The organism is uncultured Shewanella sp. (genome assembly GCF_947497935.1).
In the GTDB taxonomy this organism is placed as follows: Bacteria; Pseudomonadota; Gammaproteobacteria; order Enterobacterales; family Shewanellaceae; genus Shewanella.
In genome coordinates this window covers 1-21,323 of sequence record NZ_CANMIO010000007.1, presented here as the reverse complement: position 1 = coordinate 21,323, position 21,323 = coordinate 1, and the positions used below count along the sequence as shown (strand labels likewise).

The following is a 21,323-nucleotide window of genomic DNA, read 5'->3' as shown; positions in this document are numbered from 1 at the left end:
AGAAGCATTCTACTCTGGATTTTTAATCTGGCCAAACCTAAACACTTGGTTATACCAAAATGGTGCAAAATCCGACCGATAAGTTCGAAATTTCATTGTTTCCTGATTAAATAAAATACTTATCTGACCTTGTTCTCCACTGGTTAGGGTGAAAATATCCCGCTCATGGTAGCGTAAAACAACCTCAGAATTTGGAAACCGATAGCGGTTTTGAAAGCCTGCTGGGAATAAAACCAGCTCTGGCGATACAGCATCGATAAATGCCTCTGTCGATGATGTTTTGCTGCCATGATGGGGGGCGATTAACAATCGGCTCTGTAGGTTAGTATGCTTCTTGCCCTCAGCCTTGTCTTCAGCCATAGCAAGTAGTGCCCGCTCCGCTCGTTTTTCGATATCGCCACTCAATAATACAGAGTTAATCGCATCACTGATCCGGATCACACACGAGCCATTGTTGCCGTCTCTTGCTTCACTTGGAGCTAACACCTCGAGAGTGAGGTTTTGCCATTTGAGTGCCTTGGGCCTGCAAGTGTATTGCTGTGCTAATGTAAATTTTTGAGCAAGTTCAGAAGAAAGTTCTACTTCAATAGCCATATCAAGATCTGAAATCAGCTTAGTATTAGGGTAACGCTGAATAATAAGCTCAGCCCCGCCAGCATGGTCATTATCGCCATGACTCACGACTAGGTAATCAAGCTGCTCGATGCCTTTACTAATAAGAAAAGGCAACACCACGCGCTCGGCATAGCTAAAACTGTCACCATATCGCGCCCCCGTATCATAAATAATGGCTCGGTTCCTCTTCTCTATCACCAAAGAGAGGCCTTGACCAACATCGAGCAGATGTACTTGCCAGCGCCTATCTTCAGTTGGTGTGAACATTAACAGCTTCATTAATAACAGAGGCGCTAACATCACTGACAGCACTAGTCGCCATAGAGCGTCTTTTACGTTTATCATCACGTAGAGGCCAATGAGTGCAATCATCAGTCCCGCAATAACTTGATCAGATAGCGCAAGCCAGACAAACTCTAACTGACTGCTGTAGTTCAAAATGGCTATCACTGGCACCATTGCCATTACTGCAAGCTCAAATATGCTGGCAGCCGACAATCCCAGACTCGTTGCCAATATAAAGCCCACCAATGACAACAAACATAGGGGGATCACAACCAGCGTAAACCAGGGAACCAGCAGCAGATTAACCGCTAGACTCACTAACGAGGTTCCTGAAAAAAAGATAGCCTGAACCACACACAGTCCAAGAGTTAAGCGCCACTGCACGGCCCAAAATGCCAAACAAGTACTGCGTAACTTGAACCATAACGTTATCCGCTCACCCCGATTAGCGTTACCCATTCCTCCATCATCGTGACTGGCATCGAAAGTTTGAGACGAAAAAGAATGCCTAGTCACCGTAAGTAAAATAATTCCCAAGGCGCTAAAAGACAGCCAGAAGCTGGTGCTCAACATGCTCAAAGGATCGATGAATAGCACCACAAAAAGTGCATACAGCAACCGCTCCCAACTGGAGGAGTGTCTTTGCAATACACTAAAACAGATAAACGCGAGCAACATAATCATCGGCCGCTGAGTAGACACAGAAAAGCCCGCGAGGTATGCGTAGGCAACGGTCCCAATCGCCGACAACGCCAAACACAGCAGCCAATTTCTGCGGCTATTCACCGCGCTATATCGGTATAAAAAAAACCGAGCGCCGATTAATAGCCACACAGAGACGACTGAAAGATGTAATCCTGAGATGGCAAAGAGATGGCCTGCACCACTGTTTCTCAGCTGTTGCCAACGCTCGGAAGAGAGCATTGTCTTGTCTCCCGTCACCAACGCCAGTAACAAGTCACCACTGGGGTAGATCTTAAGTGCTTGCTTGAGTTCAGCGATTAACTGAGTCCGAAAATTAGGCTCGTGGCTTAATAATTTCCCACTAACGACTCTACCTTTTCCTATAATGTGTTTAGCTAACAAGTTCTTTTGTTGATTATAACTCCCCTGATTTAAGATACTGGTGATAGGCTTAGGTTTTATCGTTAGTTGCCAATATTGACCGGGGGTAAGAGGCGGCGCCTCCTTCCAAGTTAATCTAAGCTTTCGATTAACAAAATGGGGGGAAATTGAATCAATCAGCACAATATCCATACTAATCCAGTCGCCGTTTGTATGAACAAGTGATACTATCTCGCCCTCAACATTCAATGTATCGACTCGTTCATCTGTGGCCCAGCCCATTAATAACGCATAAAAAAGGCTAATCCAGCTAATTGCAAATAAGCTTCCGGCAATGAAAGGCACACGCTTACAGGCGGTAATAACCACTACTATTAGTAAAGGTAGGAAATAAAGATCAGCCAGAGCGGGCCAAAGCATTGCTGAAATAATGGTGATGCAGTAGCCGCACATAAATCGATTCATAGTGAATAAGTTAAGACAGCAAATTGAAGTTATGCCAAAAAAATTAATTGAAAAATTTATGCCCAAGCCAGAAACATTGCGTGAACATAAACATCTGCGCATGTTTGGCGATCTACTGCTAAAACCCAATTTATGGTCGTTAAATCGCCGCTCAGCACCTGGTGCGTTTGCTGTCGGCTTATTTGTCGCGTGGATCCCTATGCCGTTTCAAATGGTATTAGCCGCAGCGCTAGCAATCTTATTCAACGTAAACCTGCCTCTTGCTGTCGCACTGGTATGGGTCACCAATCCAATCACCATGCCCTTTATGTTTTATGTGGCTTATCTGCTAGGAGCTAAACTGCTAGGCCATGAGCCCCAAGCGTTTAACTTTGAAGCCAGTTGGCACTGGATCCAAGCATCGCTCGAAACTATAGGTCCGCCATTTCTCTTGGGATGTTTTGTTTTGGCAGGCATTTTCGGCCTTGTCGGTTTTTTTATAATTAAAAACCTATGGAAATATTCAGTACTGTTTAAATGGAAGAAGCGCTATAAATAAGTCTTGCTGATAAAAATTTCCTACAAAAAAAGCAGTCCTTAGACTGCTTTTTTTGTAGGTTAACTTCAGCTCTAGCCGTCAGTTACTATTACTGGCTTTTCTCTTTAGCCAACACGCTTTGCATCGACGGCACTATCGTCGTTGGATCTAGTCGCATCTGGTACCAGTTTACTCGCCAGTCTAGGTGCGGACCCGTTGAGCGTCCTGTCGAACCCACCTCAGCCACTTTCTCACCCTGCTTAACAAGCTGACCTTGCTTAACGTACAGCTTGCTCAAGTGCAAGAAACTTGAACTTACGCCATAGCCATGGTCGATAATCATGGTACCACCAGAATAGAACATATCGGGCACAGAAAGTGAGATCACCCCATCTGCTGGCGCCACAACGACAGTCCCCGTTTTCGCAGCAACGTCTACTCCGAAGTGAGGCGTTCCCGGCTTACCGTTATAGACTCGCTGACTACCATAAACCCCAGAGATCCTCCCAGTTAGTGGCCATATAAAAGCTTGGTTAAAGGCATTGCTCTCGGTAAATTGCGCCCTAGCCGCCTTAACTTGTTTTGAATCCTTAGCGGCACGAGCTTGTGCTTTAGGATCGGGTTTCATGATCTTCTTACTTATCCCATTTACTTGCTGGATTTTATACTGACGCTGTTTCAGTTTTAATGGCTTAAGCTCAGTCAAACCATCGGGATAAACCAATTTAAGCATCTGCTCAAGCTCGGCTTCACGGGCAAAACCAAAGGCGAACTGACCGAGCTCATTTACCTTAACGACTTCATCGTTTAAAAATACCTGAGTACCAGGTTGTACTTTGGCTCGTACGAGTGCCCCTTGGGATAGCTCGCCGTTTAGTTCAACGGCAGCGCTGGTCTGAAAAGCTATACAGGTGAACACACTGCTAAAGATAATACGAGTTAATAGTCTCAAAGCCACTCCTTAGATGCTTTAGAACGAGTGGGCTTGCTAGGCATTTCGGCTAGCAATGGCCCCTTTACCAACGCCTTCATAGGCAATGACCTTAAAATCGCTACTCGGCACTTTTTCAAATAGAGTTTGCGCCATATAATCCGCTAATAACTCCACCGTTGTGTCCTGTGGAAGAATATCGCAACGCCCCTTAGGCATGGCTAACTGGAAGTCACCCTGTGGTGCCTGATAGTGAAATCCGTAATGACTGCTATCGTTGATGGCAGCTTGTGGCGATAGATTAAGAGTACCAACTGACACCACATCTTCTACGGTAGCGAGATAGATATCTTGCCATCGTTTAGCCCAGTACTCATCCCATTTGGGCGCGGCGACACCATTTTCAAATACGGTGACCGGACTACGGTGTCCGTGAGCTATTCGCTGGCAATTACCATCATGTTTTTTCAAACCATGGCTGTAATGGTAATAAGGTGCCTCGTGGATTTCGTTTCTTAATGTCAACGAAATGCCTTCAACATTCGCAGGTAATACTTGTTTTAAGGCTTGATGCAGAAATTTATTCACACTTTCAAAGTCGATTAATTCACTGGGAATAAGTGCAAAGGCTTGTGATGGACACGCGAGGTGAATATCACCCTGTTGACTATTGAAATCCATCCATACCCTGTCGCCCTGCTGTTGCCATCGCACTTCACTGCAGGCTGTAGGGATCAACAGGCGGTGATCGGCTACATCATCGATGGTGTTTTTAATGGTACGTTTCACTTTAGCGAAATCGAGCACCATATTTTGCTCATCTAAACCGCCATCGAGCAGAACATCAACTATCCAGCTTTCACCTACCATGCCACGAATAGGACAAAGATATGAGAAATCGATAACAGTTAAATCTTTAACAAACAGTTGCATTTGTGCTCCTAGGTAGAAAAACAGTCTACCTGTCTTAGTCCATGCAGCAATGGCCGCGGGATAAATTTAGTTAGTTTTTAGTTAGTGTCAGTCGAGTAGAGCCCGGCGCTGCACACCTTAGCTCTAGCTTACAATGAACAGAGATAACATTCGACTATTAAGTGCTTATTTACGCTGTGCTACGCTCATTTTCTGCAATCAAGTATCACTAACAAAATTAAGTACGTTAATAGTAAAAAACCGAGCGCTAACGGCTCGGTTGGATTGTTAATTGCTAGGCTTAATAGCTAAGCAATTACTCGCCTTTCAGGCGACGATCTAACTGATCTTTAAGGTTAGCTGGCACACCTTTAATGATAATCGTGTCTGATACAGGATCGTAGATAACCCGTTCTCCAAGATGTTGGCCATCAAAGCTTAATGTCACCCCGCCACCAGTGCCAGAGAACTTCTTCAGCTGTCTTAAGGTTGGCTTATCACCAGGGAACTCCTCTTCTAACTCATAATTGCCCCCTTGGGCAAAATCATAGAAAGAATCCATGCCTTGATCTGCTAACTCATCGGCCAGATCTTTAATCTGAATCGATGCACCTTCATCGCAACGCTCGGTACAATAATCAAATACACGCTCACGAGCTTGCTGACGCTCATCTTTAGTCAGCTCACTGTTACCGACAAAATCTTCAACCGCATTCATCAGAGACTTGTTTTGCGCCTTGGTGTTGACCCCTTCAACACAGCCCATAAAGTCGAGGAAAAAATCAGCCACTTTACGGCCCGCACGGCCACGTACAAAAGAGATGTACTTTTTCGATTCTGGATCGGCTTGCCACTCAGTTAGGTCAATACGCGCAGCGAGTTGCACGTTATTAAGATCTAAATGGGTGTTTTGCGATAACTCCATATCATCGAGTACAGTCATCGACGATTTCGCATTGAGCAGAGACACAAATAGATAATCGCTAGTCATGTAGGTATAGCAAGACAGCAATAGAAAACCGCCAGTGCTAAAGTCATATTTAGCCAGTTCTTCTTGCAATAGCTTGCCGGCTATACCCGAAAACTCAACGAAGCCCAGTTCACCACTACGGTAAGTGGTAAGCGCTTCTTCGAACTTAGTGTTTGCTTCACCATCTTCTCCATTAATACCAAAGTGACCAAAACCTTTTCCCGCTTTGGTGGTATAGGTCTGATGCAACTCTTCTAGCATCGCCTCAACTGCTTGGCTATTTAGCAAAGGTTGTGGACGTAATCGACAACTAAGTTGACCTTCACCATCTTGAGAAATGGAATGGATAATGGCTTGTTCGACGTTAATACTCATTGAGCCTCGATAAGTTTGGCAAGGAGCGAAGCAAATAGCCTGCGCTCAAAAATATAAAATGGTTGTTTTTTCAGCCGAAGTAATAGCCGTTGTTAACGCTTCAGCCAACCACAATCTAGTGTCGGCTATCATACCAGAGAGGCGCTAAAAATCCATATATCTTGAATGATGGTTCTGACATAACAATGACCTTTAAATTGCTCAAAATCACCACTAGAACACGGTTTTAAAAGTATAAAGGCGTCATTTAAAAAGCCCTCCTTCTCCCATAAATCGCGCCATAGGGAGTCGGAAGTAACCGCAGAGAAAACAGTGCGGAGATAGAAAATAATCGACTTTTTTACGAATAATTTGGCTCAATCAAACTGTCATCCCAAAAAGGAGAACAAAAAGTGCGGAGCTTCTGCAAAAAATCCGTTATTATATGCCGTTAATTAAGTTTTAAAGTGAACCTTTATCATTATGGCTATTCAATCTAAATATTCTAACGCTCAAGTAGAGTCAATTATTGCTGAATTACTTGCAGTTTTAGAGAAGCACCAATCTCCAACAGACCTAAGCTTAATGGCCCTAGGTAATTGTGTGACTCACCTTTTACAAAAGAAAGTACCAGCTGAAGCACGTGAAGTGGTTGCAGAGCAATTTGCTAAAGCTTTATCACAGTCTGTAAAAGTTAACTAATAGACAAATTCAGCTGAACGAGTTAAGGCTAATTGAAACCAGTTAGCCTTTAAAAAGCCTAAACTATAAATGGAACAACATGGTCGAGCGACAAAAACAGATTGGACGTGATCGCGTTTCCCGCTTAGTAAGCTGGGGACATTGGTTTGCCTTTATTAATGGTCTACTTGCCATTATCGTCGGCTATCGCTATCTCGACACCATTGGACTTCCTGAATCAATTATTGGCTGGGGCTATTTAGTGATCAGTACCATAGGCCATTTCAGCTTTCTGGCTTTTATGGTCTATTTGGTATTTATTTTCCCAATAACCCTGCTACTGCCTTACTCAAGGATCCTTAGAGGTTATGCCGCCACGGTAGCGACACTAAGCTTATGCCTGCTGCTCTATGACACGGTAATTTATGACGATTACGGTCTGCACCTAAGTCCTTTTGTTTTTGATCTTGCATGGGCAGACTTAAATGCTCTACTTCGAGGCACCTCATACATTATTACGCCTATTGCCATTTTGGCGATAGAGCTAACACTTGCTAACTTCCTATGGAAGCGAATCGAGAAGATCCGTAAGCGTAACGTCGGCAACAAGGTCGTTGCAATCGTCGGGATCTGCTTTGTAGCCAGTCACCTAATTCATATCTGGGGCGACGCTGCCGATGTCACCGAAATCACCCATTTCGATGACGCTTACCCTCTGTCTTATCCTGCCACGGCAAAGAGTTTAATGGAAAGCTACGGTATTGAAGGTATTCAAGACCAGAGAAGTCAGACGCCACCGAAGTCGAGCCTGCAATACCCCTTATCCTCCATGCAGTGCACAGCCGATAGCCTACCCAATATTTTAGTCATTGCGGTAGATAGCTTGCGTGCCGATCTTGTCGATGATTCTACGATGCCATTTCTCGCATCCTACGCGAAACATAACATGAACTTTACCGATCACCTCAGTGGTGGAAATCAGTTTAACAGTGGGATGTTTAGCTTGCTGTATGCGCTACAAGGCAGCTATTCCAATGCGGTCGATCTACATTATCAAAGCCCAGTATTAACCCAAGAGCTAACCGCTAAAGGTTATGACTTAGGGCTATTTACCACCCAAGATACACTTCCTGCGCCTCTGGCCATATTTGATGATTTCGAACGCGTCGACGCCGTGCATCTAAATAGCTATGCAAAATCGGATCAACAATCTATCGCCAACTGGCAGAACTGGACAGGCTCAGCGAGCCAACCTTGGTTCAGTTTACTCAACCTTAAATCACCTGATAGCTATGATACGCCTATTGGCTTTCTAGGTATCAAAACGGTTCAGCCTTCCTCTAAGTTAAAGCCAGCTCAGAAAGTACTTTTTAACCAATATCGCCAATCGCTGAATTTTGTCGATAAGCAGATTGAATCGGTTGTTAATAACCTGCCTAAAGGTACTATGGTGGTGATTACGGGCGTTAACGGCAAGATGTTTACCAGTAACTCGGACGAGGAACGCGTTAACTTGTCACCTAACAGCGTCCATGTGCCAATGATCATACACTGGCCCAACGAAGACTCGGCTAAACAGATAAAGTATCGCACCACACATAATGGCCTAGTGCCTGCGATTTTGACTCAAACTTTGGGCTGTACTAACCCTGCATCTGACTACAGTTCAGATCAAAGTCTTATGCAGCCAAGCGACAAGACTTGGGTATATGTCGGTGACCACCGCATATTTGCTATCTACCAAAAGTCCGAAATCACTGTGATTGACCGCCATGGCAAGTATCGTATTTACGATAGTGAGTACAAAAAGCGCTTAAAGAAAAAGTTGAGTGCTCCTGAGTTGATTGAGGTCATGCGTGAAGGACGTAGGCTTTACATCCATTAAAGATTATAAACTAAGCAAATGAATCGCTTAAACGTTCGAAGGGCTTGCGCAATCAAAAATGACTTGTTAAAGTGCTGGCTCTTCAGAACTCCCCCTTGTCATAAATTGTTATGACTCGTTCTGTTTGATATCTCGGGATATGGCCTAGTCCGGTAAGGCGCTTGTCTGGGGGACAAGAGATCACAGGTTCAAATCCTGTTATCCCGACCAAATAAACACAAAAAAGCCAGCTTATTAGCTGGCTTTTTTGTTACTGCACGATTTATAAGTTCACTCTTTATAAATGCACTATCTATAAACTATAAAAGCTTATAAATAAAAAAAGCGCTGATATGCAGCGCTTTTAGTCTTGCCAGAGTATTTACTCGTGACAGTCAGCACACTCTTTCATTGTAAGATCTGGAGTGTGGATTTCTTTATCTAACTCGTGAGCACTTGCCATATCGTGACAATCGTTACAAGTAGCAATGCTTGCTTCCATTTCTGTATGCTCTTCAACATTAATTGTCTCATGGCAGTCAGTACAGTTTACAGCCATAGCTGAAGCAGAAAATGCTAACGCAGCAACCAAAGTTAAATATTTCATATGCATTCCTTAATATCGGAGTTATCGCACTTAATGTTGTGTTGTCACAGAACTGTTAAGGCTTTTTTTTTGTTAATGCTGCCTATTAAATGAAAGACTTATCGTCTCGGCAGCTCTTGAGTACCATGATATGACTTAACCTTAACTGAAACTTAAATTCGCCCTTTAAATTGAACGAAAGCTGAACAAGGACTCGATGACTTGCAAAGGATGTGAGCAAGGTCTGACATATCATCAAATTTAAATATTTTTCTTTCAACGCTCACAAATTCAAAACTTGAAATCTATGTTTCAGCTGAATCGATTGTCGCTGCTTTTTTGTTCGACCAGTTTCCAAGATATCGTTAAAAGTTGATCTCCCTTAACAAAGTTAATAAATTGTAACTAATCACTACAAAAAAGAATAATAACCACCAGCAGCAAAGGCGTACTCATTTGGGGAAAATAGAAAAGAATAAATTGCTGTTAGCCTCTGTGTTAGGGGTAATTGGATTACTGGTAAACCTTTACCCTATCCACCTCTTTGCTAACATACAGCTGATCCTCGGCAACGTTTCCTACGTTATTGCCGCTGTACTGCTGGGCCCTTGGTACGCCCTTTATACTGCAGTGATTAGCGTTACAGGCCTGATGATTGTCTGGGACAGCCCGCATGTTTACTTCTTATTTGGCGTTGAAGCTCTCTTCTTAGGTTTAGCCAGAAGAAAGGATATTTACGCATTATACGCAAGCTTTGGCTTTTGGCTGTTTATCGGTATGCCACTCTTTTATCTTTATATTTTTGTATTTACCGATCTGCCCAGTAGCCACATCGCTTTTATCATCCTAAAACAAGGGATTAATGGGTTAGTCTATGCGTGTATTGGCTCGCTGATGATTACTTTAACGCCGTCTTTTTGGCACTTTAAGAGTAAAATCAAAGACACACAGCGGCGCACTTTCAATGCCCAGTTGACTTACACCTTTACATTGGTGATAACCGTCGCTCTGCTTTTGGCAGCATTATTATTTAATAATCAATTTATCGAACGCCAACAGGCGTTGCTCTATCACAATATAGAAAGCTCAGCAGCTCATTTAGGACTCTCGACCCAAGCCTATATTGACTCACATACTCAAGCAATTAAGAACGCCGCAGCATGGCTGAGCTTAAACCCGCACTCAGAGACTGAAGAGCAAATTTTATTGTCTCATTTACATGAAAATTACCCTGGGTTTATCACCATGCTCCTTGCCGATAGACAAGGAGTGGTCATTGGTGCCAGTCCTGCCTCATTACTTTCTAGCCTCGAATCAGAGCAGCACCAACTCTCAATTCGTGATAGAGATTACTTTGTGCAAGCCTTTACTAATCAGCGTAACTTTATCTCTCCAGCATTTCTTGGAAAGGGGTTTGGCCAAGACCCGATTGTTGCAATCAGTGCGCCTATCTACCGAACCGATACTCCCCACCAGCCGATAGGGATTATTGAAGGCTCGTTAGATTTAAAAGAGTTTAAGGTGATAGATAATATCAAAACCAGTGAACATGAGCAGTCGATTGTGCTCATCGATACCAATGGTAGAGTCATTTACGCCACTGACAATCTTGATATTACGCCACTGTCTAAGTTTAATTACTCACTACCCAGCAAAAATTATATCACGCCCTTTCCGATGCTAAATATCTCCCATAGTGACACGATGGCACCGGAATATGTCTATGCCAGCGTTAAATTAGAAAATGATTGGCAGCTATTTGTACTCAATCCTTTTCGACCTTTAGTGGATTTAGTTGAAAGTATGTACCTAGCGACATTCGCCATTTTATTTGTCGCGTTATCAATCACCATCTATATCTCTCGTGTTATCAGCGGCCGCCTCACGCTGCCGCTGGAGAATATCGCTAACAAATTCAGTACTCAATCAGATAGCAATTATGTGGACTATGCGGTAGATGAAGAGTCCCCTCAGGAGATCTACACCCTGTTTAAGCGCTTAAAGCAAAGTAAAAGCCAGCTTATCGGTTATCAGTTGGAGCTAGAGGAGAAAGTGGCGGTGCGAACCTTGGAGCTCGAGCACGCTAACAGCCAATTGAAAGCACTGGCAGAAAAAGATCCTCTTACGGGCTTATATAATCGTCGTTATGCCGAAGGTAAGTTTCCGGGAGTTCAGCAGCTTTGTCAGAGAAGCGATGAGATTATTGCAATTGCACTACTGGATCTTGATAAGTTTAAGTTCATTAATGATACCTACGGTCATGATGGTGGCGATCTCACTCTTAAACGAGTCGCAGAGCTTCTAAGCCAGGAGTTTAAGCGTGACTCTGACATCATAGTGCGATACGGCGGTGAAGAGTTTTTGCTCATCATGCCATTGTGTAATGCCCTAAAAATTGAAAATCATCTGGAAAGCTTTAGAAGTAAACTCGAAAACATTGTCATTAAGATCCCACAGGACAAGCTGCAGTTTAAGGTAACAACCAGCATAGGGGCAGTGATTGGCAACGGTACCTATAGCGACTCACTCGACCAGTGGGTAAAACAAGCCGATATCAACCTTTATCAAGCCAAAAATACAGGCCGAAATAAACTGGTTTTCACTACGTTAGAAGGTTAGTGCGCGGCATCTAAACTCTAACTCCAGCCCTAGCCAAGCAGTAAAGGCTACCCGCGGATTGCCAGCCCGTTAAGTAGACTGGCATGTTAGCTAAAGCAAACCGTTAAGGAGTTATCACTTCATCCATTTTATCAAGCACATAGGAATGAAATGGATTCCACTTTTGTCTTAAGATCTCGCTAGCAGAGACACTAATCACCCCCCGCTCTCCTCGAGATGCCCCCGTGCCTATCTGGATATGAGGTTTGCTACCGTCCCAAATAGGGCCATATAACGCATCGCTTTTCGGAAAGGGCAGCGCAACATGCGATAGGGAGTAAACCTGTTTTGGCCAGCTCAGCCCTAGAGAGTTAGTACTATTATCATTTAATTGGCGGGCTTGGATATCTCGACTCTCTAGGCTCTCGTTTTCAACTAAGGTAAACCCATAGTTAAATTCCCCCTCAGTCATCATATCGCGATAAGGTTTTAAGGGATCATTCAAGATAAGACTCAAGTTCACCTTCGTCCTGTTGATATCGAATAACACCAACTCGTGGCCTGCATCGGGTAACTGGCTATATAGCGCACTGATCACGGCACGAGTGTCAACGGTATCATCGGTAAGTGACTGAAACGTTAATATTGGTGGCAAGCCCTTGAGCCGCTCCCTTCCCTGTCGCAAGATGAGATCGTGGTTACGCATCGAAAGCTGGTAAACCACATCTCCAGCATTGACAGCAAAAGAACCATATTTAAACGGGTCGTATTCCACTTGAATGCTATTCCAGCTCAGCTTATCTAAGCCCAGTACAATCCCTAGTCTTGCTTGCCATTTAGCCCCAGCGGCAACAGGGGGCAAGCCTATTGCTGGTGAGATAAGCACCATTGCCGAATAGTCGGCCTCCTTATTGTCGGCTATGCGCTCAAGTTCATGATTTAGTGCCAATGCAGCTCCCGTAGAGAAGCCAACTAAATACAAAGGCTTTTCACCCAACACTTGCTTCATATGTGTTGTTGCCAGTGCCACCGCACCCGCCATATCTTGCCAACCAATATTCGTTAACGCCGATGGTAAAGTCCCGTGTCCTGGAAGTCTAAGCCCTAAAATATGAGCCCTGTCTTTATAATGATTCGCGAAATGCGACATGGCGTAGGGAGAATCTGACATACCATGGAGTAACAACACCCCAAATTTGGCGTCATCTTTAGGCCATTCATAACTGCGATTCCAGTCCTGAGCCCAATGTCTTGGATCAGAATAACTGCCATGCACATAACGGTTAAGGATATCGAAAGGCTGAGGATCTGAAGGCTCAAGATAAACCTTAGTCTCCAATTCAGCGAAGAGTTTATCTTCAAGCTTCATATAATCGGAAAAAGTGCTAACGTCGCCTCGTGCACGGTATTCTGAAGTTAAGTCGGTCGTATGCCAAATCGATAAATCGGGGCGAGAATTCAAATACCAAACAGCCATCGCGATTAACGCAATGAAGGTTCCTAAAGAGGCGTAAAACAGAGCAAAGGCTAAATGTTTTGTCGACCCAATAATAATGGCTTTCATAATCGTCGCGATTTCCCATAAACAAACAATTAGGTTAACTTACACGCTTTTACATCGAAACGGTAAAGATAGGCTGAAAATTGAATAAATATAAACAGATAATAGGTTTCGATAGCGCTAAAACATGTTTCTATCTACCGACACCGCCTATTCTTCCCGAGGGTTGGAGTCATACCGCTCCCTTCGCAGTACAGCACTTAATTGAAGCCAACGGTAATCATTGGCGAAAAATTTTAACCATCATGGCTAAAATCGCTGTTGCCGATACCAATTGGAAAGGCTATCGCGACCTGCAGCTACTTAAACAAGATGAATCGATTTTGATTAATAGCCATCAGCTTAATCCAAACGCCAGCGTGCATATTGTTTGCGGTCAGCTAAGTGCTCAGCAGTTAAACCTCAGCCTCAGCCAATTTAAAGCAGTCAACCCAAGTTCAGACTCAAGCGCAAACTATGTTAGCAAGCATGCCAGTCAAGCCATTTACCTTGTCCCCTACCTAGATTATCGTCAATTTCCAAACCTGCAGATCGATAAATTAAGAAACGCATTAGGGTTGCCGCCACTGATTAAGCCTTAAATCCGCTGCAATAAAAAAGGCGCCGAAGCGCCTTTAAAATAAGCTGATATTAATCATAAATCGTTGGAATAGGCTCACGCTTATGTTGAGTGGCACGGTAGATCCCTACCAGTTTGTCATTAACAAATTCGCTGACCTCTTTCCCCTCTAGAAAGTCATCGATTTCATCGTAGGTTAAGCCCAGGGCGACTTCATCTTCTAACTGAGGTTTGTTCTCTTCTAAATCTGCCGTAGGCGCCTTGATAACTAACTTATCAGGTGCACCGAGGAATGCGGCAAGCAGACGAACCTGACGCTTGTTAAGACCAAATAGAGGCGCTAAATCACAGGCTCCGTCGCCCCACTTGGTATAAAACCCTGTAATATTTTCGGCGCTGTGATCAGTTCCCACCACCAAGCCTGCAACTAGACCAGCAATTTCATATTGGGCGACCATACGCATTCTTGCCTTTACGTTCCCCTTTACAAAATCGACTTTATCAGCCTCAGGTAACGCTATACCTGCAGCTTCAACAGCCGCGAGTGTTTCATTATGAACGCCATCCACTCCCTGCTTCACATTCACCGTAACTTGCTTTGAAGGCTGGATAAACTGACAAGCCAACTGAGCTTCATCTTCATCTTTTTGCACGTCGTAAGGTAAACGAACCGCGATGAATTGGTAACCACTACCGCTTGACTCACCATTGAGTTCATCAACGGCCAGCTGACACAAGCGTCCCGCTAGTGAAGAATCGACACCACCGCTAATACCCAAGACTAAAGAGGATGTACTCGATTGCTTAAGCTTTGACTTAATAAATGCGACCCGCCTTTGAACTTCAAAACCGGGGTCAATAACACTAAGCACCTTCATTTCTCTTAGGATCTGTCCTTTCACGTTCTACACTCCGATGGTAGTTGGCAGAAAAATCGGTTTATATTATGGGTGAATTCTTACGACAATTCACGACCTGTTTAATAACAAACGTGTTAATTTAAGTCCTAGTTAGCAATACTCATCATCCAAGCACCTAAAGTCGGCATGAACAAGTCGGCATTAACATTACCAATTAGAGACCCGATGGAACTGCAATTACTCCTATCACTGAGCATCATTCACCTCGTTGCTCTCGCAAGTCCCGGACCCGATTTTGCCTTAGTGGTTCGCCTTGCAACACAAGAGTCACGCGCCGCAGCGGTTGCTTCGGCCTTAGGTATCGCCGTTGCTATTTTAGGCCATACACTATTGAGCTTAACTGGCGTAAGTCTGATTATTCAAAGTTCAGATAAGCTATTTTCAATCGTACAATTAGTGGGCGCCAGCTACCTTGCTTGGATGGGACTTGGTGCGATAATAGCGGCTTGGCAACATTGGAAAGATCCCGTAGCCCTCGAAAAAAGTGCGACAAGCAAAGGGATCAGTAACTTTAAAGGCTTTATGCAAGGACTCTATACCAATATTTTAAATCCCAAAGCTTTAGTGTTTTTTATCACCCTATTTTCGACTTTGATTACTCCCGAGATCAGCTTAGCCACGAAAAGCGCTGCTGCGGCGCTACTGTTTGGCTTATCCTTTTTCTGGTTCAGTTTTATTGCAGTGGTACTCTCTAAACCAAAGATTCAGCTTAAGATGAAAAGAGCCAGCCCCGTCATTAACTTACTAACAGGCTTAGTGTTTGTTAGTGTTGCATTGATGATTATTTCAGGGCTGCTAGGCTAATAATTGCTCTAATAGAGAGGACACATAACAGAGTTAACTTAAGAAAGCGCTAGCTGAGGATAGGGCTGAAGCAGATCTCACTCCTCTCACCTAAGCTCATCAAAGCTCATCAAAGCAGACATAGGTTTAATGATTGCTTTGATGATTGCTTTGACAATGACTTGGCTAATTAGATAATCGCTTAGAAGAGGGTTTAGAGAGCGGCCATCAGACTAATTGATGCTTCTCTAATCGATATAAAAAAGCCTTATAACTTAAACCCAACTGTTTTGCCGCCTGAGTACGATTACCTTCATGGCGAGACATCGCTTGCTGTAAACAGTCTTTCTCAAATGCTTCCCACTCAAACCCCGCCTCAGGAAGTACAAACTGACTCGGATTAATCGCGATTTGCCCAGAGGCCAGTTCGGCCACCAGCTCTTGCTCATCACCCAGTAACACGAAACGCTCAACTCTATTCGAGAGCTCTCGTACGTTGCCAGGCCAAGGGTAATCGAGCAGAGCCTTCATCGCTTCAGCACTTAACTTAAGCGCTTCGACACCGTACTGACCAGCATGAATTTTTAAGAAATGCTCGATAAGCCGGCCAATATCTTCTTTACGCTCTCTCAGTGGCGGCATATCGATTGGCACCACATTGAGTCTATAGAATAGATCTTCTCTAAAATTGCCCAGCTCAACTTCCTCTTTAAGGTTTCGGTGGGTTGCGGCAATAACCCTAACATCCAATTTAATCTCACCATTCTGCCCTAACCTTGAGATCACGCCCTCTTGTAAAAATCTGAGTAACTTAGTCTGTTGTAATAGGGGTAACTCACCGATCTCATCAAGAAAGATAGTACCGCCATCTGCCGCCTCAAGCTTACCGATTTTCAGCGTATTGGCGCCTGTAAAGGCCCCTTTCTCGGCACCAAAAAGTTCCGATTCCGCGAGAGTTTCAGGAATGGCACCACAATTGATGGCCACAAACGGCTTATGTTGACGACTCGATAGTTGGTACAAGGCCCGAGCGGCGAGCTCTTTACCAGTGCCACTCTCTCCGCCAATTAAAACTGTGGCATCGGTGGCACTGACTCTTTGTACTCGAGCATAGACCTTCTGCATACACGGGGCCTTACCCACTAGCCCCACGAGCTCCTGCTGCTGGAATAACTCTGATGCTAAGCGTCGATTTTGCTGTTTTAACGTAAGCGATTTAGCGACCTTATCTATCGCCATCAATAATGACTGACGCTGATAAGGTTTTGACAAGTAATCATCTGCCCCAGCTTGCATAGCGTCTACAGCGTGAGTGATTGTGCCGTAGGCCGTGGCGATAATAAACCCCATATCAGGGTGTTCTCGCCTGACGTAAGTCAGTAGATCCATTCCTGTTAACTGCCCAAGTTTCCAATCGGAAAAAACCAGATCCGGTGCACTCGATTTTATCGACAAAATCGCCTCTTCAACACTTTCTGCGCTGGTGATCTGATAATGGTTAGAAGCGAGTATTTGGCAAATTAGCTCGCGTTGATCTGGCTCGTCTTCCACTACTAAGATCTGTAAAGGGGCATTATTCATGGTTTCACCTCACCTTGATCCGAACCCTTTCTACTTGAGTCTGTGTTTGAATCGCTATTTATATTAGTGTTTGAATGCTTGTTTGAATGAGCACTGGTTTTATTACTTGAACTTGAATTTGTACTTGAGTCAGCCTCTTGTTCACCACAACTAAAGATAAGCGTCACTATGGTGCCACCTTGGGGATTGTCTTCAAACTGGATTTCGCCATCGTAATGACTCTCGATTAAGCGCTTCGCGATATAGATCCCCATGCCCGACCCCTCTGTCTTAGTGGTTACATGAGGCTTAAACATCTGCGACTTAACCAAAGGATCAATCCCTTTGCCCCAATCTGTAATGATAACTTTCTTGGCCTTTTCATCTTGCGTCAGCTCGATTTTTATCTGCTTGGCATCCCGGTCGGCTTCTACCGCGTTAATCATCACCGCATGTAAGATACTTCTGAGCTCCGATTCTGCTCCATTAACGAAAACCTCACAGCTTTGTGGATCAAACATGACTTTCGGCTTGAGCCCTGTGATCGATAACTCCAAAAGCACATCTTGGATAATGGCATTTAACGGAATGGCTTTATCACGTGCCACCTCATGGCTCGAAAGCGTTAATAGCGACTGAATACTTTTATCCATCAAGGCGATTTTCTGCTGCATCTTGTTATTAAGCCTCTCACGTTCGCCCAAGGCTTCACTCCAAGTGCTCTGCTCTGAAAGTAATCCCAAGGTATGCAATGGATTTCTCAAGCTGTGGGCAATTCCACGGGTGATCTGCCCAAGATCAGCCAAATGTTGCTGTTGCGACATCTGCTGCTCTTTCTTGCTTAAATTCGATAAGGCCAGACTCATGCGATTAAAACCCGTTAAGATCTGTTTTAACTCTTTAACCCCTTGTTCCTTAAGTTGCACGCCAAATTGACCGTTTGCCAATTTTTGATGACCACCAGCCAGCTCGCTTAAAGGCCCCGTCACATGGTGGCTAAGCCAGTAAGCCAATAATAGAGCCATCACACTCGTGATTAAGATGGCTAGCAAAACCGATTCGCTAAAGCGTTCTAAAAGATGATTCGCACCGCCACTTGGTAAGTCAACGCTGCGCTCTTCATTTAGCACAATGGAGCCGCCATTACTGCTCTGCCCCTCAACAATGAGTACTCGCCCCTCTTTAAGCCACTCATCGGTATGGATCTCAATACTGTCTAGACTCTGCTCTACACGTCGCTGATATTCTCGCGCCGCTTGCTTACGCAGTTGCTGCATATCCTCGCGATTGCTTTCTAATAACACACGCTCTTTTTCTAATAAGGCCTGCACCTTGCCTTTCAATGCTTTCTGCTTTGCCTTAAATACATCGTTTTTAAGCTGTGACTCCCCGCCCTCGGATACACCTTTAGCAAGCTCAAACGCCAGCTGATCGATTTCACTATTTAAGCTATCGAGTTGGAGATCAATTTCCTGTTCGGCCTCTTCGGTCAATCGGTCGACTTCATGCTCAAACTTTTCGTTTATCCGTTCATTTTTCTCTAGCCAATCAATGCTATCCACCTCAGCTCTTGGCATGAGTTCAGGATCCTCATCTGGTGTCTGTGGAAATGAAAATTCCATACGCTCAAGCTCTGCAGCGTTCTCAATCACCACGCTGACCAGGCTCTTAGATAAACTTTTTGAGCTTTGCTCAAGCTCTGCTTGTAATTGAGCCTTAAAATACTGCGCCACAAATAACTGGCTCATCGCCAACAATAAGATGAGCGCACCAAATAGCATGAATACATAGCGTTTTATCGACATAATTTCTCTTTTATTTCCCTATTCCGGCTCTGAAGTTATTTCTATAGGAGACGAATATTGAAGCTTGGTTTACAAGATTGGTTTACAAGAGTCATATACAAGATTGATACCAAACTCTATCTCACCCAAATCAATGCTGTTTCTGTGCAGTCCTATGCAAAAAGTGCGGCTTACCCCTGCAGAATTTAAGTAACGACTTAACCTAATCATGGTTAAAGCTAACACAAATCGAATCAATATCCCCATATCAGGAAGTTACCTTCCCATATCCGCAACTCATATCGAGTCATCATTTTTCAGTTAGCCGAACAAATGCCAGCCAATGCCTGCATGGCTCTGGGAGCAACAAAGTTGGCACGGCCTTCGCAATTCCCTCTCAGTCACTTTTAGACACTTTTAGACACTTTTCGTAAAGCGTCTAAAAGTAAATAAGTTAACTGCAATGCTATTTAAAGGGGAACAATATGAACTTAAAACCACTCGCTATCGCTCTCGTAACAGGCTGTTTAACCTTGTCTCAACTGGCCTATAGCGCACCGACCGATATTGAGGTCATAGACAACATAGACCACAAGCTAATCACCAAGATCAATACCGATGAAAACGATATCACCCATGTGACCGTTGCTGTAGATGGCACTTCCCACGAAATGTCATTTACGGCTCAAGAGCTCAGTGACAAACAGAGCGTTAAGCAGAAAATCAGTGAGTTACCTAAGGATGTACAAAATAGCGTTGCTAGGATGCTCAAGCGAGTCCAACTTCATGCCACGAACCCAAAGCAACCGCTGGACATAAAAGTTGAGAAAGCGATAAAAATTAAACTTGAAAAGCTACATCAGCAGCTCAGCGGTAAAGAAGCCGAAATGGAAGCCCACGCCTTCAAGCTAGAGGCTAAGGCTCACGAATTAGAGGAGAAAGCCCGCGAGCTTGAAGTGATATTTGAAGAAAATGAAGGCAAGTTTGAAATTCATATGCAGTCTATTGGCGATGATATCGAGGTACTCACCGAACAAATTACCGAACTCGAATTAGAGCGCCTTGGACTTGATGGTGACGCCACACGAGTGCTAATCATCCAAGGTCATGGTAAGCCGACCAGCTCTGATATTCTCGAGCTTATCGAGCGCGCAGATTTAAGCGATGCAGAGAAGCAAAAGTTGAGTGAAGTATTAACTCAGAAGTAATCGGATCTATCGAACAGGGGATTTCCAATTTAATGTGAATGGCTCCACTAGAGTTGGAAATGCCCTAAATTTGGTCAGCCTTCGAATGAAGGCTATTTACATTTATTTTTGGGTTGGTGTTACCAAGTAGAGTGTTTGAATTTGTAGCTTCGTAGCTAACAATCGCCTCCAGCGGGTGCTGGACTGGATGTCCGAATGTCGTGATCACATGGTCAATGATGTTCCCTACATCATAATGACATTTCCCATATCCCTATGGGGCAGATGTGAAGGAACGACCTTATGTGCGACACTGCCGTGACACGCAGCACTTCTCTATAACGGAAAGGGTTCCTGGAAACTCGGTCATGACGAATAACATCCCTGCTAAAAAGCCAGTTCGGCATCCTGCCTCTCGTTCGAAAGCTTGGTAACTTCGTTACCTCTCACCTTGTCATGGACGGTCACAGCTGTATCTACACTTGATAATTGGAGCCTACTTTTAGCCGTGGTGGTTCAATTTCTAAATTGGCAATGCCCCAAAGTGAGTTAGTCTTCGAATGAAGGTTCATTACATTTTTTATTTGTATAGTGCTATGGGGTAGCCCGTTTGAGATTGTAGCTGAGTCGCTATTAATCGCCTCCAGCGGGGTATGTGCAGACACTGCTGCGAGACGCTGTGAATATGTCCCTATACGCTCTGCGGTTTCATCCCTGAAACCGAAGCCCGCAGCCGTATCTACACGAGGTAATTGGTGCCTTCATTTAGGCGGAGTGGTTTCAGCTCTAACTTGGAAATGCCCCAAAGTTGGTTAGCCTTCGAATGAAAGCTGATTACATTTATTTTTGGGTTGGTGTTACCAAGTAGAGTGTTTGAACTTGTAGCTTCGTAGTTAACAATCGCCTGCAGCGGGCGCATGTGCAGACACTGCCGTGACACGCAGCAAGTCCATCCTTGGAAGCTCGGCCATGACGTCCATGTAATGGACGGTCACGGCCGTATCTACACGTGGTAATTGGTGCACTCATTTATGTTGATATTACTTGGGTCTAACTTGGAAATGCCCCAAAGTTGGTTAGCCTTCGAATGAAAGCTGATTACATTTATTTTTGGGTTGGTGTTACC

16 protein-coding genes and 1 tRNA gene are annotated in these 21,323 nt (G+C 44.2%); 8 read left to right on the top strand and 9 right to left on the bottom strand.

Features of this window, described 5'->3' with window-relative positions:
* Positions 1-9 precede the first annotated feature (9 nt).
* Entirely contained in the window at positions 10-2,430 is a 2,421-nt protein-coding gene (locus Q1A86_RS09870) for a DNA internalization-related competence protein ComEC/Rec2 (RefSeq protein ID WP_299805984.1), read from the bottom strand.
* Positions 2,431-2,461: 31 nt separating this feature from the next.
* Here Q1A86_RS09870 and Q1A86_RS09865 point away from each other — a divergent pair, with 31 nt between their 5' ends.
* Positions 2,462-2,968, top strand: coding sequence for a DUF2062 domain-containing protein (locus Q1A86_RS09865; protein ID WP_299806425.1), 507 nt, complete (start codon positions 2,462-2,464; stop codon positions 2,966-2,968).
* 88 nt (positions 2,969-3,056) lie between these two features.
* Here Q1A86_RS09865 and Q1A86_RS09860 read toward each other — a convergent pair whose 3' ends face one another.
* The 3 genes from Q1A86_RS09860 to yejK form a co-directional block, all read right to left on the bottom strand.
* Positions 3,057-3,854, bottom strand: coding sequence for a M23 family metallopeptidase (locus Q1A86_RS09860; RefSeq protein WP_299806423.1), 798 nt, complete (start codon positions 3,852-3,854; stop codon positions 3,057-3,059).
* Positions 3,855-3,935: 81 nt separating this feature from the next.
* Entirely contained in the window at positions 3,936-4,811 is an 876-nt protein-coding gene (locus Q1A86_RS09855) for a 6-carboxytetrahydropterin synthase (protein ID WP_299805982.1), read from the bottom strand.
* A gap of 295 nt (positions 4,812-5,106) precedes the next feature.
* Positions 5,107-6,135: a nucleoid-associated protein YejK gene (gene yejK / locus Q1A86_RS09850; RefSeq protein ID WP_299805980.1), complete on the bottom strand. Its 1,029-nt coding sequence runs from the start codon at positions 6,133-6,135 to the stop codon at positions 5,107-5,109.
* Between the two features lie 462 nt (positions 6,136-6,597).
* On the opposite strand from yejK, the gene Q1A86_RS09845 reads away from it, so the two are divergent.
* From Q1A86_RS09845 to Q1A86_RS09835, 3 genes are all read left to right on the top strand, one after another.
* Positions 6,598-6,816, top strand: a complete 219-nt coding sequence (locus Q1A86_RS09845) for a YejL family protein (RefSeq protein ID WP_299805978.1) — start codon at positions 6,598-6,600, stop codon at positions 6,814-6,816.
* A gap of 79 nt (positions 6,817-6,895) precedes the next feature.
* Positions 6,896-8,680 (top strand): DUF3413 domain-containing protein, encoded by a 1,785-nt coding sequence (locus Q1A86_RS09840; RefSeq protein ID WP_299805976.1) that lies wholly within the window; start codon positions 6,896-6,898, stop codon positions 8,678-8,680.
* A 133-nt stretch (positions 8,681-8,813) separates the two neighbouring features.
* A tRNA-Pro gene (locus Q1A86_RS09835) sits at positions 8,814-8,890 on the top strand.
* 151 nt (positions 8,891-9,041) lie between these two features.
* Here Q1A86_RS09835 and Q1A86_RS09830 read toward each other — a convergent pair.
* Positions 9,042-9,266 carry a cytochrome c3 family protein gene (locus Q1A86_RS09830; protein WP_299805974.1) on the bottom strand — a complete coding sequence of 75 codons (225 nt, stop codon included), beginning with the start codon at positions 9,264-9,266 and terminating at the stop codon, positions 9,042-9,044.
* Between the two features lie 435 nt (positions 9,267-9,701).
* On the opposite strand from Q1A86_RS09830, the gene Q1A86_RS09825 reads away from it, so the two are divergent.
* Entirely contained in the window at positions 9,702-11,864 is a 2,163-nt protein-coding gene (locus Q1A86_RS09825) for a diguanylate cyclase (protein ID WP_299805972.1), read from the top strand.
* A 103-nt stretch (positions 11,865-11,967) separates the two neighbouring features.
* Here Q1A86_RS09825 and Q1A86_RS09820 read toward each other — a convergent pair whose 3' ends face one another.
* Positions 11,968-13,407, bottom strand: a complete 1,440-nt coding sequence (locus Q1A86_RS09820) for an alpha/beta fold hydrolase (protein ID WP_299805970.1) — start codon at positions 13,405-13,407, stop codon at positions 11,968-11,970.
* 80 nt (positions 13,408-13,487) lie between these two features.
* Between Q1A86_RS09820 and Q1A86_RS09815 the strand changes: the two genes are divergently transcribed.
* On the top strand, positions 13,488-13,985 hold the full coding sequence (locus Q1A86_RS09815; protein ID WP_299805968.1) for a hypothetical protein: 498 nt from the start codon (positions 13,488-13,490) through the stop codon (positions 13,983-13,985).
* Positions 13,986-14,034: 49 nt separating this feature from the next.
* On the opposite strand, the gene nadE is transcribed toward Q1A86_RS09815, so the two are convergent.
* The gene (gene nadE / locus Q1A86_RS09810; protein WP_299805966.1) at positions 14,035-14,865 is read right to left on the bottom strand and encodes an ammonia-dependent NAD(+) synthetase; all 831 of its coding nucleotides are present in this window, start codon (positions 14,863-14,865) and stop codon (positions 14,035-14,037) included.
* Positions 14,866-15,048: 183 nt separating this feature from the next.
* On the opposite strand from nadE, the gene Q1A86_RS09805 reads away from it, so the two are divergent.
* Positions 15,049-15,687: a LysE family transporter gene (locus Q1A86_RS09805; RefSeq protein ID WP_299805964.1), complete on the top strand. Its 639-nt coding sequence runs from the start codon at positions 15,049-15,051 to the stop codon at positions 15,685-15,687.
* Between the two features lie 207 nt (positions 15,688-15,894).
* On the opposite strand, the gene Q1A86_RS09800 is transcribed toward Q1A86_RS09805, so the two are convergent.
* Positions 15,895-17,247: a sigma-54 dependent transcriptional regulator gene (locus Q1A86_RS09800; protein ID WP_299805962.1), complete on the bottom strand. Its 1,353-nt coding sequence runs from the start codon at positions 17,245-17,247 to the stop codon at positions 15,895-15,897.
* Positions 17,244-19,031 carry an ATP-binding protein gene (locus Q1A86_RS09795; RefSeq protein WP_299805960.1) on the bottom strand — a complete coding sequence of 596 codons (1,788 nt, stop codon included), beginning with the start codon at positions 19,029-19,031 and terminating at the stop codon, positions 17,244-17,246. Before Q1A86_RS09795 ends, Q1A86_RS09800 begins: the two co-directional genes overlap by 4 nt.
* Before the next feature lie 464 nt (positions 19,032-19,495).
* Here Q1A86_RS09795 and Q1A86_RS09790 point away from each other — a divergent pair, with 464 nt between their 5' ends.
* Complete coding sequence (locus Q1A86_RS09790; RefSeq protein WP_299805958.1) at positions 19,496-20,218, top strand: hypothetical protein; 723 nt, start codon at positions 19,496-19,498, stop codon at positions 20,216-20,218.
* Positions 20,219-21,323: the final 1,105 nt, after the last annotated feature.

Bases quoted from the DNA above. Each gene is read 5' to 3' on its own strand.
- Q1A86_RS09870 (WP_299805984.1), bottom strand. From the start codon at position 2,430: ATGAATCGATTTATGTGCGGCTACTGCATCACCATTATTTCAGCAATG.
- Q1A86_RS09865 (WP_299806425.1), top strand. From the start codon at position 2,462: ATGCCAAAAAAATTAATTGAAAAATTTATGCCCAAGCCAGAAACATTG.
- Q1A86_RS09855 (WP_299805982.1), bottom strand. From the start codon at position 4,811: ATGCAACTGTTTGTTAAAGATTTAACTGTTATCGATTTCTCATATCTT.
- yejK (WP_299805980.1), bottom strand. From the start codon at position 6,135: ATGAGTATTAACGTCGAACAAGCCATTATCCATTCCATTTCTCAAGAT.
- Q1A86_RS09845 (WP_299805978.1), top strand. From the start codon at position 6,598: ATGGCTATTCAATCTAAATATTCTAACGCTCAAGTAGAGTCAATTATT.
- Q1A86_RS09840 (WP_299805976.1), top strand. From the start codon at position 6,896: ATGGTCGAGCGACAAAAACAGATTGGACGTGATCGCGTTTCCCGCTTA.
- Q1A86_RS09830 (WP_299805974.1), bottom strand. From the start codon at position 9,266: ATGAAATATTTAACTTTGGTTGCTGCGTTAGCATTTTCTGCTTCAGCT.
- Q1A86_RS09820 (WP_299805970.1), bottom strand. From the start codon at position 13,407: ATGAAAGCCATTATTATTGGGTCGACAAAACATTTAGCCTTTGCTCTG.
- Q1A86_RS09805 (WP_299805964.1), top strand. From the start codon at position 15,049: ATGGAACTGCAATTACTCCTATCACTGAGCATCATTCACCTCGTTGCT.
- Q1A86_RS09800 (WP_299805962.1), bottom strand. From the start codon at position 17,247: ATGAATAATGCCCCTTTACAGATCTTAGTAGTGGAAGACGAGCCAGAT.
- Q1A86_RS09795 (WP_299805960.1), bottom strand. From the start codon at position 19,031: ATGTCGATAAAACGCTATGTATTCATGCTATTTGGTGCGCTCATCTTA.
- Q1A86_RS09790 (WP_299805958.1), top strand. From the start codon at position 19,496: ATGAACTTAAAACCACTCGCTATCGCTCTCGTAACAGGCTGTTTAACC.